Raw genomic sequence first — 15,619 nt, forward strand, 5'->3', positions numbered from 1 at the left:
TGCGCTGGTACGCCAGAAGGCCCGGATTTAGACCGTTGCCTCCGGCCGATTTTGATGTACCACGGGAGCCACACGGCCCATTCCCATAGGCCCCAACGGCCAGGGGAGGGGTCCCGCCCAAGGTCGAGACTCAAAAAAAGCATGTTCAAACGCATTCTGATCGCCAATCGCGGCGAAATCGCCTGCCGGGTCATCAAGACCGCTCGCCGCATGGGAATTCAGACGGTCGCGGTCTATTCCGAGGCCGACCGCGATGCCCTCCACGTCGAGATGGCCGACGAGGCCGTCCTGATCGGCCCGCCGGCGGCGGCCGAGAGCTATCTGGTGATCGAGAAGATCGTGGACGCCTGCCGCAAAACCGGCGCGGAAGCCGTGCATCCCGGCTACGGCTTCCTGTCCGAGCGCGAGGCGTTTCCGCGCGCGCTGGAAGCCGCCGGCCTTGTCTTCATCGGCCCGAACCCCGGCGCGATCGCGGCGATGGGCGACAAGATCGAGTCCAAGAAGGCCGCAGCCAAGGCCAAGGTCTCGACCGTGCCCGGCTATCTCGGCGTCATCGAGGACGACAAGCACGCGGTCAAGATCGCCGACGAGATCGGCTATCCCGTGATGATCAAGGCCTCCGCCGGCGGCGGCGGCAAGGGCATGCGCATCGCGCACTCCAAGGCCGAGGTCGCCGAAGGCTTCAACCTCGCCAAGGCCGAGGCCAAGGCCTCGTTCGGCGACGATCGTGTCTTCGTCGAAAAGTTCATCGTCGATCCCCGCCACATCGAGATCCAGGTGCTGGGCGACAAGCACGGCAACGTGATCTACCTCGGCGAGCGCGAATGCTCGATCCAGCGCCGCAACCAGAAGGTCATCGAGGAGGCACCGTCGCCGCTGCTCGACGAGGAAACCCGCCGCAAGATGGGTGAGCAGGCGGTCGCGCTGGCGAAAGCCGTGAACTATGATTCCGCGGGCACCGTCGAGTTCGTGGCAGGGCAGGACAAGAGCTTCTACTTCCTGGAGATGAACACGCGCCTCCAGGTCGAGCATCCCGTCACCGAGCTCGTCACCGGCATCGATCTCGTCGAGCAGATGATCCGCGTCGCCGCCGGCGAGAAGCTCGCGATCAGCCAGAAGGACGTCGCGCTGACGGGCTGGGCGGTGGAATCGCGGCTCTACGCCGAAGACCCGTTCCGTAACTTCCTGCCCTCGATCGGGCGCCTCGTGAAATACCGTCCGCCGGCGGAACTAAGCAAGGACGGCATCACCGTGCGCAACGACACCGGCGTGCAGGAGGGCGGCGAGATCTCGATCCATTACGATCCGATGATCGCAAAACTCGTCACGCATGCGCCCTCGCGCGCCGCCGCGATCGAGGCGCAGGCGACCGCGCTCGACGCATTCTATGTCGACGGCATCCGCCACAACATCCCGTTCCTGTCCGCGCTGATGCACCATCCGCGCTGGCGCGAGGGCCGGCTCTCCACCGGCTTCATCGCCGAGGAATTCCCCAAGGGCTTTGCGGTGCGCGTGCCCGAAGGCGAGGTTGCGCGGCGGATCGCCGCGGTCGGTGCGGCCATCGATCACGTGCTCGGTGAACGCAAGCGGCAGATCTCGGGCCAGATGGGTGGCCGCGTCGTGCAGCGCGAGCGCCGCCGCGCGGTCTGGCTCGACCGCCAGGAGATATCGTTGGAAGTCGGACGCGAGGGCGATGCGATCGCGATCCGCTTCGTCGACGCCGAGGGCAGGGCCGGCAATGCGCATCTGTTGCAGTCGCCGTGGAAGCCGGGCGATCCGGTCTGGCAGGGCACCATCGACGGCCAGTTCATCGCGGTGCAGGCGCGTCCGATTCCGAACGGCATCCGTCTCGCGCATCAGGGCGTCGAGGTGCCGGTCTATGTCTGGACCGAGGCGGAAGCGGCCTCCGCGCGCCTGATGCCGGTCACGACGGCCTCCGACACCGGCAAGAAGCTGCTCTGCCCGATGCCCGGCCTCGTGGTCTCGATCGCGGTGAGCGAAGGGCAGGAGGTCAAGGCCGGCGAGACGCTCGCGGTCGTCGAAGCCATGAAGATGCAGAACGTGCTGCGCGCCGAGCAGGACGGCACCGTGAAGAAGATCCACGCCAGCGCCGGCGCAACGCTCGCGGTGGATGCCCTGATCTTGGAGTTTGCGTAAGTGTGAATGGGGCGGGCGGTCCGTCCTCAAGCGCCGTCATTGCGAGGAGCCCTTGCGACGAAGCAATCCAGACTGTCTCCGCGGATGCGTTCTGGATTGCTTCGCTTCGCTCGCAATGACGGAGATCGGGGAGACCGCGTCAATCCCCAGAGAGAGACAGCACCATGGCCTTCCGTTCCCGCCGCGAGAAACTTCGCTTCATCCTGTCGGGCCGGACTTGCGTCCATCCCGGTTCGGTCTATGACGCCATCTCGATCCGCATCGCCGAGGATCTCGGCTTTCCGCTCGGCATGTTCGGCGGCTCGGTGGCATCGCTTGCCGTGCTCGGCGATCCCGATGTCACGCTGATCACACTCACCGAGCTTGCCGAGCAGATGCGGCGGATGTCGCGCGCCTCCGCGCTCCCCGTGCTGGTCGATGCCGATCACGGCTATGGCAATGCGCTCAATGTGCGCCGCACGGTGCAGGAGCTGGAGACAGCGGGCGCGGCCGGCCTCACCATCGAGGACACGCTGCTGCCGGCCGCTTTCGGCGAGGCCAGGACGCAGCTGATCTCGCTCGAAGAAGGCGTCGGCAAGATGAAGGCGGCGCTCGATGGCCGCGGCGATTCTTCGCTCGTCATCATGGGCCGCACCGGAGCTGCCTCGATCACTTCGATCGAGGATGCGATCCGCCGCGCCAAAGCTTATGAGGCGACCGGTGTCGATGCGCTGTTCTTCACCGGCATCAAGTCGCGCGCCGAGCTCGAGGCCGTCGCGGCGTCAACCCATCTTCCAATCGTGCTCGGTGGCGCGCCGGAGGAACTGAACGCGATCGACTATCTTGCGGGGCACCGCGTGCGCATCGCGCTTCAGGGCCACGCGCCGATCGCGGCGGCGACGCGGGCCGTCTATGACACGCTCAAGGCGCTGCGCGAGGGCGCGCCGCCGAAGACTCTCGGAGGCCTTGCCTCACCGGAATTGACCAGTCGCGTGATGCGGGAGGTCGAGGTGAAGGCGCGCAGCGCCGCTTTTCTCGGACCGAAGACATGAGCAGGGCAATCCTCCAGGTCATGATCCGCGGCCGGGTGCAAGGCGTCGGTTACCGCGCCTGGGTCGAGTACCAGGCCACCGCCAGCGGCCTCGAAGGCTGGGTCCGCAACCGCCGCGACGGCAGCGTCGAGGCGGTGTTCGCGGGCGCGCCCAAGCATGTCGCCGACATGGTCGCACTGTGTCGCCACGGCCCGCCGTCGGCGCGAGTCGACAGCGTCACCAGCGAGACCGCTGCTGCGGATGAACTGAACCTGCGCAGGGCAGGGGAAGCCTTCTCGGTATTGCCGACGGTGTAGGTGCGATCACCGCGGCAGCTTGGCGATCGCCTCGCTGAGCTCGTGGATCTCGTAGGGCTTGCGCAGGATCGGGAAATCGCCCCGCACGCCGGCGGCGACCTCGCTGTAGCCGGTGGCAAGCAGGATCGGCAGGCCCGGGCGGATCTGGCGCAGGTGCTGGGCGAGGCTGAGCCCGTCCATCTTGCCGGGCATGACGATGTCCGAGAACACGAAGTCGACGCCGTTCTTCTCGATCTCGCGCAACGCGGCTTCGGCATCGGCAACCCTGCGCACGCTGTAGCCGAGCTGTTCCAGCAGGCCAACGCTGACGGATGCGACGTCGGGATTGTCCTCGACCAGCAGCACCGTGCCGCTGCCGCTGAACGGCGATCCTCCCCCCGTCTCGCGCGAAGGCACGTCTTCCCCGCGCGGCAGGAGAATGGTGAAGGTGGTCCCCTTGCCGAGCTCGCTCGCGACCTTGATCGTGCCGCCGGCCTGATGAGCGAAGCCGTGCACCTGGGAGAGGCCGAGGCCCGTGCCTTTTCCGATCGGCTTGGTCGTGAAGAACGGCTCGAAGATCTTGTCGAGGACGTCGTCGGGAATGCCGAGCCCGGTATCGGCGACATCGATCGCGACGAAGTCGCCGGCGAGGGATGGCTCGTCGAGCACCGTGTTGTGCGCCCCGATCGTCACCGTGCCGCCGTCGGGCATCGCATCGCGGGCATTGATGACGAGGTTGAGCAGCGCGGTTTCGAGCTCGGAGACGTCAGCCTTGATGTGCCAGACGTCGCGGTCGATGTCGAGGACGAGACGCACGGAGCTGCCGACGCCGGCGTCGAGCACGTCGCGGATTGCTGCGATGCGCTCGGCAAAGTTGATCGCCTGCGGGTTGACGCTCTGCCGCCGCGCGAAGGTGAGGAGCTGGTTGGTCAGCGCTGCGCCGCGCCTGGTGGCGGTCTCGATGGCAGAGATCGCGCGCTGAAGCTTGGCCTCGTCGTCGGCCGCCCTCTTCAGCATGTGGAGGCTGCCGCTGATGATCATCAGGAGGTTGTTGAAGTCGTGGGCGATCCCGCCGGTGAGCTGGCCGAGCGCGTCGAACTTCTGGGATTCGGCGAGCTGCTTCTGCATCGCCTCGAGCTTGATCTGGGTATTGCGGCGTTCGGTGATGTCGCGGGTGATCTTGGCGAAGCCGACCAGCTCGCCGTCCTCGTAGATCGGATCGATCACCACGCTGGCCCAGAAGAACGTGCCGTCCTTGCGGACGCGCCAGCCTTCCTCCTCGTAGCGGCCCTTTTCCCGCGCGATCCCCAGCGCCCGCGCGGGCTTGCCGTTGGCGCGGTCGGTCTCGGTGTAGAAGCGGGAAAAATGCTGGCCGAGGATCTCTTCGGGCGAATAGCCCTTGATGCGCTCGCCGCCGATATTCCAGCTCGTGATGATCCCGGCGGGATCGAGCATGTAAAGGGCGTAGTCCGCAACGCCTTCAACCAACAGCCGGAAACTGCGCTCGCTCTCGAACAAGTCTCTCTGCTGACTGGACTTTTTTACCATTCCGGGACCCCGCCTCGACCGGGGCAAACGTGGCACGCCGCAGATTGTTCCCTGATCTTGGAACATATTTAGGCAAATATCGGGGGCGGTATGCAGGTCAAGCGGCCTTGACAGACGAGCGGTCGTATCAGATATTTCTGTCATGACAGAAACAACCGGAAGGAAGAAACTTCCAGCCGCCGTCGAGCGCTTCATCCTGCATTGGGGCGACATGGGGGACGGGTGGGGCGTCAATCGCTCGGTCAGCCAGATCCACGGGCTGCTTTATCTCGCGGAGGCGCCGATGACGGCCGAGGACATCGCCGACACGCTCGGCATGGCCCGCTCCAACGTCTCCAACTCGCTCAAGGAGCTGCTCGCCTGGAACCTGATCCGGCGCGTGCCGATCCTCGGCGACCGCCGCGACCATTACGAGGCCGAGACCGACATCTGGGAGGTCGCGGCCAGGATCGCGGCGCGGCGCAAGGAGCGGGAGATCGATCCTGCCATCGTGGCGCTCAGGGCCTGCGTGTCCGATGCCGCCGACGATCCCTCCATCAATCCGGTCGCGAGCAAACGGCTGAAGGAGATGCTCGCCTTCACCGAACTCGCCGATCACTGGTTCATGCAGATGCTGAAGGTGCCGCGGCCACGGCTGGTTGCCTTGATGCGGCTTGGCGAGAAGATCGTCAACCTGCTGCCGCTGGGCAAGGCCAAATAGCGTTGAGGAGGGGGCGATGACGTCGGCTCGATTATCAGGTTCTCACGTATCTCACCCCGCTCACACAAAACTGCTCGACGACCGCCGTTTCCGCGCGCTGCTGTCGGACGAGGATTGGGGCCGGCTGCCGCTGGCGACCTGGCGGCGCTTCTCAAAGCGCGTCGCCGACGGCGACAGCGTCGTCTATGTCGGCGCGGTCGACGAGGTCTCTTTCAGCGACATCGGCTGGTGGTTCGCGCAAGTCGCGCGCCTGATCGGAGGTCCGCTGCCGACCGGCCGCGACACCGGCGTGCCCATGATCGTGACGGTTACCGAGGACGGCGCGACCGGCGGCCAGACCTGGACCCGCATCTGCGCGCGCAAGCGCGGCTTTCCGCAGGTGATCCATTCAGCCAAGCGTTTTGCCGGCCCGACCGGGCTCGAGGAATATGTCGGCTTCGGCGTCTCGATGGCGCTCCGCATCGCGGTCGAAGGCCAGGCACTGACCTTCCGCAGCGCCGGCTATGGGTTGCAGCTCGGCCGGCTCTGGATTCCGCTGCCGCAATGGCTCACGCCGGGCGACCTCACTGTGACGCATAGCGATCTCGGCGAGGGCGCCTTCCGCTTCACCCTCGATGTCATTCATCCGCGTTACGGCGCGCTGATCCACCAGTCCGCCGTGTTCAGGGAGGCCGTATCATGACGCCGCTGTTGTGGACGCTCATCGCTATCCAGATCGTGATGGGCGTGTTCGACACCTTCTATCACCACGAATTCACCGAGCGCCTGGCCTGGCGTCCGTCGCAGCGTTTCGAGCTGAAGCTGCACGGCATTCGCAACATGCTCTATGCGCTCCTGTTCCTGCTGCTCGGCTGGTTAGAGGTCTACGGCGTGCTGGCGCTTTTGATCGTCGCGGTGCTGGTTGCCGAGATCGTCATCACGCTGATGGATTTCGTCGAGGAGGATCTAAGCCGGAAGCTGCCGCCGAGCGAGCGGATCAATCACACCCTGTTGGCGATCAATTACGGTGCCGTCCTGGTGTTACTGCTGCCGGTGCTGATCGATTGGGCGACGCAGCCGTTCGGCGTGACCGTGGTGTATCAGGGCCTGCTCAGCATCGCCGCGACCGCCTGCGCAGTCGGCGCGTCGCTCTGCGGCATCAGGGATTTTGCGGCAATGCGCCGGCTCGGCCGCATGAAGAGTGTTCCCGCGAAAGGGCTCGTCGAGAAGATCTCCGGCCGCAAGACCGTGCTGATCACCGGCGCCACCGGCTTCATCGGCAGTCGCCTCGCAGCAAGTCTAAGCGGGGCAGGGCATCACGTCATCGCGCTGATCCGCAACCCCGCCAAGGCCGAGATGCTGCCGCTGCCCGTGACGCTGATCACCAGCCTCGATCAACTCGCCTCGGACACCCATATTGACGCCATCGTCAATCTCGCCGGCGAGCCGATCGGCAACGGCCTTTGGACCGAGGCGAAGCGCGCGAAGATCATTGGCTCGCGCATCGACATGACCGGTGAGGTCGTGAAGCTGATCTCACGGCTCGAGCGCAAGCCGGAGGTGCTCGTCAGCGGCTCCGCGATCGGCTGGTACGGCTTGTGGGCCGACCAGGTGCTGACGGAGTCGGCGAAGTCGCATGCCTGCTTCAGCCACGAGTTGTGCGCGGCCTGGGAGCAGGCGGCGCGACCGGCGGAGGAGTTTGGCGTCCGCGTGGTCTGTTTGCGCATCGGCCTCGTGCTCGGCACGGAAGGCGGCTTCATCACGCGCATGTTGACGCCGTTCGAGTTCGGCCTCGGGGGGCCCCTCGGCACGGGCCGGCAGTGGATGTCCTGGATCGAGCGCGACGACCTCATCCGGCTGATCGCCTATGTGATGGCGACGCCCGATCTTGCGGGCCCCGTCAACGCCACCGCGCCGATCCCGGTCACCAACGCAAAATTCACAGAAGAACTCGGCCGCCGCCTGCATCGGCCGGCGGTGTTCCGCATTCCCGGCGGCTTCTTGCGCCGGATCGGCGGTGGCTTTGCCGACGAGCTTCTGCTCGGCGGCCAGCGCGTGCTGCCCAACAAGGCACTGAGCCGCGGCTTTGTGTTTCGGCACGAGACGCTGCGCAGCGCGTTCGAGGCGATCCTGTGATCGCGGGCGGCGTCAGGTCGCCGCCACGCTCCGGAACGTCGCCGCAACCGCGCGCAGCGCCGCCAGCTTTGCGGGATCGCTGACCTTCGAATGCAGCATCACCTTCGAGCTGCCGAGTTTCGGCAGCTTGTGCGCTGGGCCAATGTCGACCAATCCGGGAGGTGCGATCCGCCGCGCCAGCGGTGCGATCGCAAGCCCGGCCAGCGCGGCAGCGACCACCGCCGTGACGCCGCCACCGACAAAGCGCTCGCGCCAGGCGATGCCGGCCTTGTCGAGCACGCGGACGGCGACAGCGCGGACGCCGCAGGGTGGGGCGAGTGTTGCGAGCGGCAGCGGCTCTCCCTTCGGCAGGGCGAAGCGTCGCGATGCGAACCAACCGAACTCGTCCTCGGCCAGCCTCTCGCCGCCGCGGCGGCTGCCCTCCTGGCGGACGATCACGGCGTCGAGCCCGCCCGCGTCATAGGCATCCTGCATCTCGCGCGAGAAGCCGATGGTGACGGCGAGGGTGAGATTCGCTGACATCGCGTGCAGCCGCTCGAGCAGCGGCACCAGTTCGGGGCCCGCGGCGTGGTCGGAGATGCCGAGGGAGAGCGACTGCACGACGGATGCCTCGCCCGACAGCGCGCGGTCGTGTGCCGCGATCAGCGCGCGGGCGCGGTCGAGGAATGCGGCGCCGTCGGACGTGAGCCGCACCGCGCGCGGCGAGCGTTCGACGAGGCGCTTGCCGAGCAGCGTCTCCAGCCGCTGAAGCTTGAGACTGACTGCCGCCTGCGTCGTGCCGAGTGCCTCGGCAGCACGCGGAAAACTCTGGAGGTCGGCGACCAGCAGGAAGGCCTGGACGGTGGCGATGTCGAGCGTTGCTGTCATTATGAATGATTATCACTGGTATCAGTAGAGATAAGATACCAAAATGAGGAGGGAAGGTCTAGCTTCTCACCAACGCCGCGCGAAGTGCGCGACATCTGAGGAGAACGACCATGCCCCTGATCACCGTGTCCTATACCAGCTCCCGCCAGTCGCCGTCGCTGAAGGCCGACATCGCCAGCGCCGTGTCCGAGCTGACCGCAAAGATCCTGCACAAGGACCCCAAGGTCACCGCCATCATCGTGAGATCGGTCGAGGCGGGTGACTGGTTCGCCGGCGGCAGGTCGCTCGCCGAGCAGAAGCTTGCCAGCTACTGGATCGACATCCACGTCAGCGAGGGCACCAACACCAAGGACGAGAAGGCCGCCTATCTCGCCGCCATGTTCAAGCGCATGGCCGAGATTTTGGGTCCGCTGCATCCGGAGACTTATCTGCACGTCGACGAGGTCAAGGGCGACGCCTACGGTTTCGGCGGCCTGACCCAGGAGCGTCGCTACATCGCCGGCAAGCTCGAGGTTTCGCCCGAGAAGGCGTGATGCCTTGAGGCCGCGGGTGAGCGATCACCCGCGGCCTGGACGGTTAAGGCAGGAATCGTCAGCTTGCCGCCCGGAATTGAACTTCTGAATTGTTCAGGAAGCACGTCTTGTCGAACAGCTTCAGGTCAAGCGGGTTCGGCAGACGGACATCGTTGAGGTCGGGGCAGGGTTTGACTGAGGGATCATAGGACCGATCGATCTGCGAGATGAAGACGACGATCAGCCCCTTGTCGCGTGCGAACGATTTCAGCGCGCGCACCTGAACGGCGAGGTCAGGGTTTTCCCGCCTCTGGTCGAGCAGTTGCAGATAGTCGATCACCACGACTGCGCCGCGGGGAGCGGTGGCCATTTGCTTGACGACGTAATCGGCGCTGATGGCGTCGGAGCAATCGACCTCGAAGATGTCGGCGAATTGCGCGGGATCGACGCCGATTGCCCGCAAGCGGTCCAGAACGTCCTTCTCGGTGTATTCGAGCGAGAAGAACGCCGCGCGACGTCCCGACCGCATCGCCTCCACGGCAAGCTCGAGACTCATCAGCGTCTTGCCCTGACCGGGGCGCGCCCCGACCAGCACCAGGTCACCCGGCCGGAATTGCGGAAACAGTCGATTGGCCGGCGTCAGCGCGGCGGCCTTTGCTGCGAGCATGCTCCAGGCGGAAAAGCCTTCCGTCGTGGCGATGCGGTCAAGCGCGTCGTGGAGCGGAATGCCTTCCTCGCGGGACAGGCGCTTCGCCCTGCGCTTCAGATGATAGACAGGCGCAGACAATTTCATCGTGAGAACCTCCCATTGCGAGCAAAAGCGCAATCCCTCCTTATGCCTGACGCTCGAACAGTCGGTCCGATGATCTCATCGCCCGGCATGATCTGTACTTTCCCGGCGGAGGGGGGGAGGCGTGGGCGGCACCGGAATCGAGCATAGCTGATTCCGCGCGTGCGCAGAACGCAGAAGCGTTACGTGGCGACTTCCGGCAGCAGCGCGCAGGTCGGGCCGAACAGTTCTTCAAATGCCTGCCGCAGCGCGACGTCGACATCGGCCATGGTCGCGAGCTGGCCGAGGTCGACCAGCGAGGTGACGCCGTAGCGCGGGTCGGCGACACCGCAGGGCACGATGCCGGCGAAATGCGACAGCTCCGGCTCGACATTGATGGCGATGCCGTGGAACGAGACCCAGCGTTTCAGCCGCACGCCGATCGCGGCGATCTTGTCCTCGTGCTCGGGCCCCTTGTCGGGCCGCCTCACCCAGACGCCGACCCGGTCCTCGCGCCGCTCGCCCCGGACGTTGAAGGCGGCGAGCGTGTGCAGGATCAGCTCCTCCAGGCTCGCGACATAGGCCCGAACGTCAGGTCGGCGGCGCTTGAGGTCGAGCATGATGTAGGCCACGCGTTGGCCGGGCCCGTGATAGGTGAGCTGCCCGCCGCGCCCCGTGGCAAAGGTCGGGAAGCGGGAATCGAGCAGGTCGGAGTCCTTGCCCGAGGTGCCGGAGGTGTAGAGCGGGGGGTGTTCGAGCAGCCAGACCAGTTCGGGGGCCTCGCCCGCCGCGATCGCGGCGACTCGTGCCTCCATCGCGGCCACGGCCTCCGGATAGGGTACCGGCGCGTCCGAGATTCGCCACTCGACGGGCACGCCGCCCGAGGCGGAAAACGACGTCAAATCGAGGTCCTGGCGGGGGTTTTGGGGTGAATTAACCATTGGCTAACCATAACGTGGTGATGATCGCAGGCGCAAATGCCAAGTCCTTTGGCAAGTCCCAGGTTGCGGCGGTCCTGACAGTGCCCACTCTCGATAAAGTCACCGTGGATCTCATGGTCGTCCTCGGGACGACCACGATGCCGATCCATCAGGTATTACGTCTTTCCCGCGGCGCCATCATCGAGCTGGACGCAACCGAGGCCGACGAGGTCAAGGTTCTGGCCAACAATCTTCCGGTCGCTTCCGGCGTCGTGCTGGTCGACCGCAACCGGATCGCGGTCGAGGTCAAGCAGATGCTGCCGCGGAGCCCGGGCACGCGGTAGCGGCCTGGAGACGCGGTAGCGATCGGGGTCTGGGCGCCCCGATAGGGCCGATCCGGGGTGAGTGGGATTTCTGCCAAGCCTGTGGAATTCGGGGCCTTTGCAGGCTTGTATCCCCCTGATGGATTTGTTAGATCGGCGCCGCTGATCCGGCCAGCCTCAAGACCTCAGGCCGGCATCTCCTAGCGCTCGTGGCGGAACTGGTAGACGCGCTGCCTTGAGGTGGCAGTGGGTAACACCGTGGGGGTTCGAGTCCCTCCGAGCGCACCAAGCCCATATTTGGCATTGAAATCGCTAGGATTTTAGCGAACTTTGCTGCGCAATGCATGTTCTCGTCTGACGCTCGGGGCGTTCATCGGGCAGCGGCATGAACTCGTGCGCAGACTCGCTCTGATCGAGCACCACGATCTTTCCATGCCGTTCGGACGCCGCGCTCGCTTCACGCGGCCCGCGTATCGATCTTCTACGACTCGTCGCGCAACTGCCGGCGCAAGATCTTGCCGATATTGGTCTTCGGCAGCTCGGTCCTGAACTCCACCAGCCGTGGGACCTTGTAAGGCGTGAGCTGCTTCTGGCAGTGGGCAATCAGGTCCGCTTCGGTGAGGTTTGGATCTTTCTTGACGACGAACAGCTTCACCATCTCGCCGGAGCGCGGATCGGGGATGCCGACTACCCCGCATTCGTGCACTCCGGGGTGGCTCGACACCACCGCCTCGACCTCACTCGGATAGACCTTGAATCCGGACACGGTGATCATGTCCTTCTTGCGATCAACGATCCGGGCCCGGCCGGTCTCGTCCATAATGCCGATATCGCCGGTCAGGAAGAAGCCGTCGGGTGTCATGACGTTGGCCGTCTCATCCGGACGTCTCCAGTAACTCGGCATGACCTGCGGGCCGCGCGCACAGATCTCGCCCGCCTCCCCAAGAGGCACCTCGTTGTTGCCGTCGTCGCGAATCGAGATGTCAGTTGACGGCAACGGCAGTCCGATGGTGCCGTCCCAGTCGGGGTCGTTCGGCGAATTGCAAGTCAGGACCGGCGACGTCTCCGACAGGCCATAACCTTCCCACAGCGGCGAGCCCGTCGCCCTGAACCAACGGTCCGCCACCGATTTCTGCACCGCCATGCCGCCGCCGACGGCGCACTTGAGCATGCTCCAGTCGATCTTGCTGAAATCCGGATGATTGAGCAGCGCGTTGTAAAGCGTGTTCACCGCCGGGAAATGGTTCACCTTGTACTTGGCAAGCTCCTTAATGAGGCCGGGAATATCACGCGGGTTGGGGATGAGAATGCTTTGGCCGCCGGTACGGACGCCGAGCAGGAAACATGCTGTCAACGCGAAGATGTGATAGAGCGGCAGCGCCGCCATGACGGTCAGACGATCGACTTTCGGCTCCTTCTCCAGCACCGGCTTCAGCCACTCGTCGACCTGCAGCATGTTGGCGACCACGTTGCGATGCAACAGCATCGCGCCTTTGGCAATGCCCGTGGTCCCGCCAGTGTATTGCAGGAATGCGAGATCGTCGGATCCAAGCTGCGGCCTGGTCAAGGTCATGCTCCTGCCGGCCGCGAGCGCCGCATTGAACGGCGTTGCGCCCGGCAGCGAGTAGGCCGGCACCATCTTCTTCACCCGCCGTACCACCAGATTGACGATCGTGCCCTTGATTATGCCCAGAAGGTCGCCCATGGAGGCAACGACGACGTGCTTAATGCGGGTCTTGCCGATCGCCCGCTGCAGGACATGTGCGAAGTTCTCAAGCACGATGATGGCTTCCGCGCCAGCATCCTCGAGCTGAGTCTCGAGCTCGTACGTCGTGTACAAGGGGTTGGTGTTCACCACCGTGAAGCCGGCACGCAGGATGGCGCAGGTCGCCACCGGATACTGCAGCACGTTGGGCATCATGATGGCGACGCGCGCACCCTTCGCCAGGCCTCTGCTCTGCAGCCAAGCCCCGAAAGCGCGTGACATCTCGTCGGTCTCGCCGTAGGTCAGCCCCTTATCCATGCAGATGAAGGCGGTGCGCTCGCGATATTTGGCAAAACTTTCCTCGAGCATTGCAACGAGCGATGGGTATCGCGACGGGTCGATCTCCGCCGAAACCCCCGGCGGGTAGTGCTTGAGCCAGATGCGCTCCATGGCACTTCTCCTGACGGCTGGCGGGTACCGCGAGCTGTCGGACGTCTGCAAAAGAGTCGGCTTTCCGTTGGCTGCTGGCAAGCGGCCAGTGCCTCACTTTCGAAGTTCGTGAATGTGACAAGGAACTTCTGAGGCGAAGCTGGGAAGCAAGGGGGCAGCATACGATTCTAGAGCCTCTAGCGACGTTCTTGATTTGAAATTCCTGAACGAGCTTGCCCCAAATGCTGCAGGCAACTTCAAACCGGCGGCGCTGGCCTGCAATCAGCAGTCCTTGCCGCCGAACTGACCGTGGCGCCTTCTATTGGCCATTCTAGCTCACCGCACCGTGGCTTGCAACGTGAGGTCGAGTATGCACCCCAGGGAGCAAACGTCGAGGGAACTCTGGACCGCGCGAGTTTGCAGCCCGGTTCGATAGAACCCAGATCGCGGACGATGCTCGCGAGCGCACACTCGCTGACTTGTTTATATTGAGTTGGTCCAGGCTGAACGGCACGTTGGAGAATGATCATGGCGGTTTGGTCCCGTGCTGCCGAGCTTGCTGACCGGACGCCTCCGTCCCGAAACCGCTACGTCGACTTCCTACGAGCTATATCGATGCTGGTGGTGACTGTCGGGCACTGGCTGGCCGCCGCGCCCTATTTCGACGCAACTGACACGTTGACGACATCCCACATCCTGACGGTCGTTCCTTGGACCGCTTGGCTCACATGGATCGTGCAGGTCATGCCGATCTTCTTCATGGTCGGCGGATACGCGAACGGCATCAGCTGGCGTGCCGCGCGGCGGGACGGCAGATCATATGCAGCCTGGCTTGAAGGCCGGTTGCGCCGTCTCGTATGGCCAATCCTCCCGCTGCTCGTGGTTTGGGTGACGATTGTTGCAGTTGAATACGCCCGCGGCGTGCGGCCGGAGCTGATCAGCTATGGCTCGCAGGCGGCCTTCATACCAGTCTGGTTCCTCGCGGTGTACATCGGGATTGTTCTGCTCGTGCCAGCCACGGAGGCTGCGTGGACCCGATTTGGTATGAGATCGTTCTGGGCTTTGACAGCTGCCGCGGTCGTTGTCGATGTCATGTACTTTGCCGTTGGCTTGCGCTGGCTTGGTTTCGCCAACTATCTGTTCGTCTGGGGTGCAATCTCCGTGCTCGGGTATGCGTGGCTCGACGAGCGGTTTTCCGAGCGCAGGACGCTGCTTGTCGGCGCCGCTCTGGGCTTTGCCGCGCTGCTTTTGCTGGTACACATCGGGCCTTATCCTGTCGCAATGATCGGGGTCCCCGGCGATCCGATCAGCACCACGACACCGCCGAAGGTCACGCTGATCGCGCTCGCAACGATGCAGGGCGGGTTGCTGCTCGCTGCGCAAGCACCCGCGCGCCGCTGGCTGGCTGGCCGCGTAGCGTGGACGGCAGCCGTGGCGATGAATGGCAACATCATGACGCTGTTCATCTGGCACCTAACTGCCACCACCCTTGTGGTCCTTGCAGCCTATCTCGCCGGAGGCTTCGGTCTGCGGCTTGAGCCGGGAAGCTCTGAGTGGTGGTGGTCGCGGTTCCCCTGGATCGCAGCCAATGCAATAGCACTCATTCCTCTTGTTGTGGCTTTCGGACGCTTCGAGCGGCCGCGCGCGACCGGAGGCGCACCGGCGCCCGCGTGGCGCTACGTGCTCGGCGCACTCATGACCGGCATTGGCCTTGCGCTGCTTGCGGCGCAGGGAGTTGGTGGATATGGGAGTTTTGGGTTGAACGTGTGGGGTCTCGCGCTCGCTCTCATGGGCATCGGCGTAGTCGCCAGCAGGATCGGTGCGTCGCGCGGTGTGATCTAGCTTTACGATCATCAGCCCTGATGGGTCCCCGTGTTGATGGGGCCGATGTTCGAACGGAGAGAACACCACATCAGGTTTTGAGATTCTGCGCCGGTTGCCTCCACGCAGCGAAGCTAGCCCGGGGAGAAGGAGCGTGTGGATGGTGCGGGGGTGAAAAGCACCTATCGGCCGGAATTCACCCAAACTCGTTACCCATCTCCGCAAGTTATTGAAATCGCGCCAAATGCGACCGCCCTCCGAGCGCACCAATGGCGTAAGTCGTTTGATGCAAACAGCGATTTCGCGAGCTGTTATTCCCACATTGTTACCCACACTGAACGTTGGTACTTCGTTCCGCTGGGTGCTCCTTGCTCGAGTTTCGCGTGCTGATTCGGCACCTCTCCTTTCGTTCGACGCAACTTGATTTGAACCCACCGCATGCGGTGC

The 15,619-nt window shown here is 64.5% G+C and carries 14 protein-coding genes and 1 tRNA gene; 10 read left to right on the top strand and 5 right to left on the bottom strand.

The window, feature by feature from the left end; translation table 11 throughout:
- Window positions 1-141 precede the first annotated feature (141 nt).
- The 3 genes from GPL20_RS09430 (at window position 142) to GPL20_RS09440 (ending at window position 3,484) form a co-directional block, all read left to right on the top strand.
- Window positions 142-2,157, top strand: a complete 2,016-nt coding sequence (locus GPL20_RS09430; RefSeq protein ID WP_157329297.1) for an acetyl-CoA carboxylase biotin carboxylase subunit — start codon at window positions 142-144, stop codon at window positions 2,155-2,157.
- A 164-nt stretch (window positions 2,158-2,321) separates the two neighbouring features.
- A complete protein-coding gene (locus GPL20_RS09435) occupies window positions 2,322-3,188 on the top strand; it encodes an isocitrate lyase/PEP mutase family protein (protein ID WP_157329298.1) in 867 nt (288 codons plus the stop codon).
- Window positions 3,185-3,484 carry an acylphosphatase gene (locus GPL20_RS09440; RefSeq protein ID WP_157329299.1) on the top strand — a complete coding sequence of 100 codons (300 nt, stop codon included), beginning with the start codon at window positions 3,185-3,187 and terminating at the stop codon, window positions 3,482-3,484. The genes GPL20_RS09435 and GPL20_RS09440 overlap by 4 nt, the downstream gene beginning before the upstream one ends.
- A gap of 6 nt (window positions 3,485-3,490) precedes the next feature.
- Here GPL20_RS09440 and GPL20_RS09445 read toward each other — a convergent pair whose 3' ends face one another.
- The gene (locus tag GPL20_RS09445; RefSeq protein ID WP_157329300.1) at window positions 3,491-5,011 is read right to left on the bottom strand and encodes a PAS domain-containing sensor histidine kinase; all 1,521 of its coding nucleotides are present in this window, start codon (window positions 5,009-5,011) and stop codon (window positions 3,491-3,493) included.
- Between the two features lie 142 nt (window positions 5,012-5,153).
- On the opposite strand from GPL20_RS09445, the gene GPL20_RS09450 reads away from it, so the two are divergent.
- Genes GPL20_RS09450 through GPL20_RS09460 form a run of 3 tightly spaced genes read left to right on the top strand, consistent with a single transcriptional unit; the run spans window position 5,154 to window position 7,826 of the window.
- The gene (locus GPL20_RS09450; RefSeq protein ID WP_157329301.1) at window positions 5,154-5,711 is read left to right on the top strand and encodes a GbsR/MarR family transcriptional regulator; all 558 of its coding nucleotides are present in this window, start codon (window positions 5,154-5,156) and stop codon (window positions 5,709-5,711) included.
- A gap of 16 nt (window positions 5,712-5,727) precedes the next feature.
- The gene (locus GPL20_RS09455) at window positions 5,728-6,393 is read left to right on the top strand and encodes a DUF4166 domain-containing protein (RefSeq protein ID WP_157329302.1); all 666 of its coding nucleotides are present in this window, start codon (window positions 5,728-5,730) and stop codon (window positions 6,391-6,393) included.
- Window positions 6,390-7,826, top strand: coding sequence for a TIGR01777 family oxidoreductase (locus GPL20_RS09460; protein WP_157329303.1), 1,437 nt, complete (start codon window positions 6,390-6,392; stop codon window positions 7,824-7,826). The genes GPL20_RS09455 and GPL20_RS09460 overlap by 4 nt, the downstream gene beginning before the upstream one ends.
- A 12-nt stretch (window positions 7,827-7,838) precedes the next feature.
- On the opposite strand, the gene GPL20_RS09465 is transcribed toward GPL20_RS09460, so the two are convergent.
- Window positions 7,839-8,693 (bottom strand): LysR family transcriptional regulator, encoded by an 855-nt coding sequence (locus GPL20_RS09465; RefSeq protein ID WP_157329304.1) that lies wholly within the window; start codon window positions 8,691-8,693, stop codon window positions 7,839-7,841.
- Window positions 8,694-8,803: 110 nt separating this feature from the next.
- Here GPL20_RS09465 and GPL20_RS09470 point away from each other — a divergent pair, with 110 nt between their 5' ends.
- Window positions 8,804-9,226: a tautomerase family protein gene (locus tag GPL20_RS09470; RefSeq protein ID WP_157329305.1), complete on the top strand. Its 423-nt coding sequence runs from the start codon at window positions 8,804-8,806 to the stop codon at window positions 9,224-9,226.
- Between the two features lie 58 nt (window positions 9,227-9,284).
- On the opposite strand, the gene GPL20_RS09475 is transcribed toward GPL20_RS09470, so the two are convergent.
- On the bottom strand, window positions 9,285-9,998 hold the full coding sequence (locus tag GPL20_RS09475; protein WP_157329306.1) for a DNA helicase: 714 nt from the start codon (window positions 9,996-9,998) through the stop codon (window positions 9,285-9,287).
- Between the two features lie 179 nt (window positions 9,999-10,177).
- A complete protein-coding gene (gene lipB / locus GPL20_RS09480; protein WP_157329307.1) occupies window positions 10,178-10,915 on the bottom strand; it encodes a lipoyl(octanoyl) transferase LipB in 738 nt (245 codons plus the stop codon).
- An 80-nt stretch (window positions 10,916-10,995) separates the two neighbouring features.
- Between lipB and GPL20_RS09485 the strand changes: the two genes are divergently transcribed.
- Complete coding sequence (locus tag GPL20_RS09485) at window positions 10,996-11,238, top strand: FliM/FliN family flagellar motor switch protein (protein ID WP_018647371.1); 243 nt, start codon at window positions 10,996-10,998, stop codon at window positions 11,236-11,238.
- Between the two features lie 182 nt (window positions 11,239-11,420).
- Window positions 11,421-11,505, top strand: a tRNA-Leu gene (locus GPL20_RS09490).
- Between the two features lie 193 nt (window positions 11,506-11,698).
- On the opposite strand, the gene GPL20_RS09495 is transcribed toward GPL20_RS09490, so the two are convergent.
- Entirely contained in the window at window positions 11,699-13,372 is a 1,674-nt protein-coding gene (locus GPL20_RS09495) for a long-chain-fatty-acid--CoA ligase (RefSeq protein ID WP_157329308.1), read from the bottom strand.
- 507 nt (window positions 13,373-13,879) lie between these two features.
- Here GPL20_RS09495 and GPL20_RS09500 point away from each other — a divergent pair.
- Window positions 13,880-15,193, top strand: coding sequence for an acyltransferase family protein (locus GPL20_RS09500; RefSeq protein WP_256557507.1), 1,314 nt, complete (start codon window positions 13,880-13,882; stop codon window positions 15,191-15,193).
- Window positions 15,194-15,619: the final 426 nt, after the last annotated feature.

The sequence above is a fragment of the Bradyrhizobium cajani genome (assembly GCF_009759665.1).
Classification (GTDB): Bacteria; Pseudomonadota; Alphaproteobacteria; order Rhizobiales; family Xanthobacteraceae; genus Bradyrhizobium; species Bradyrhizobium cajani.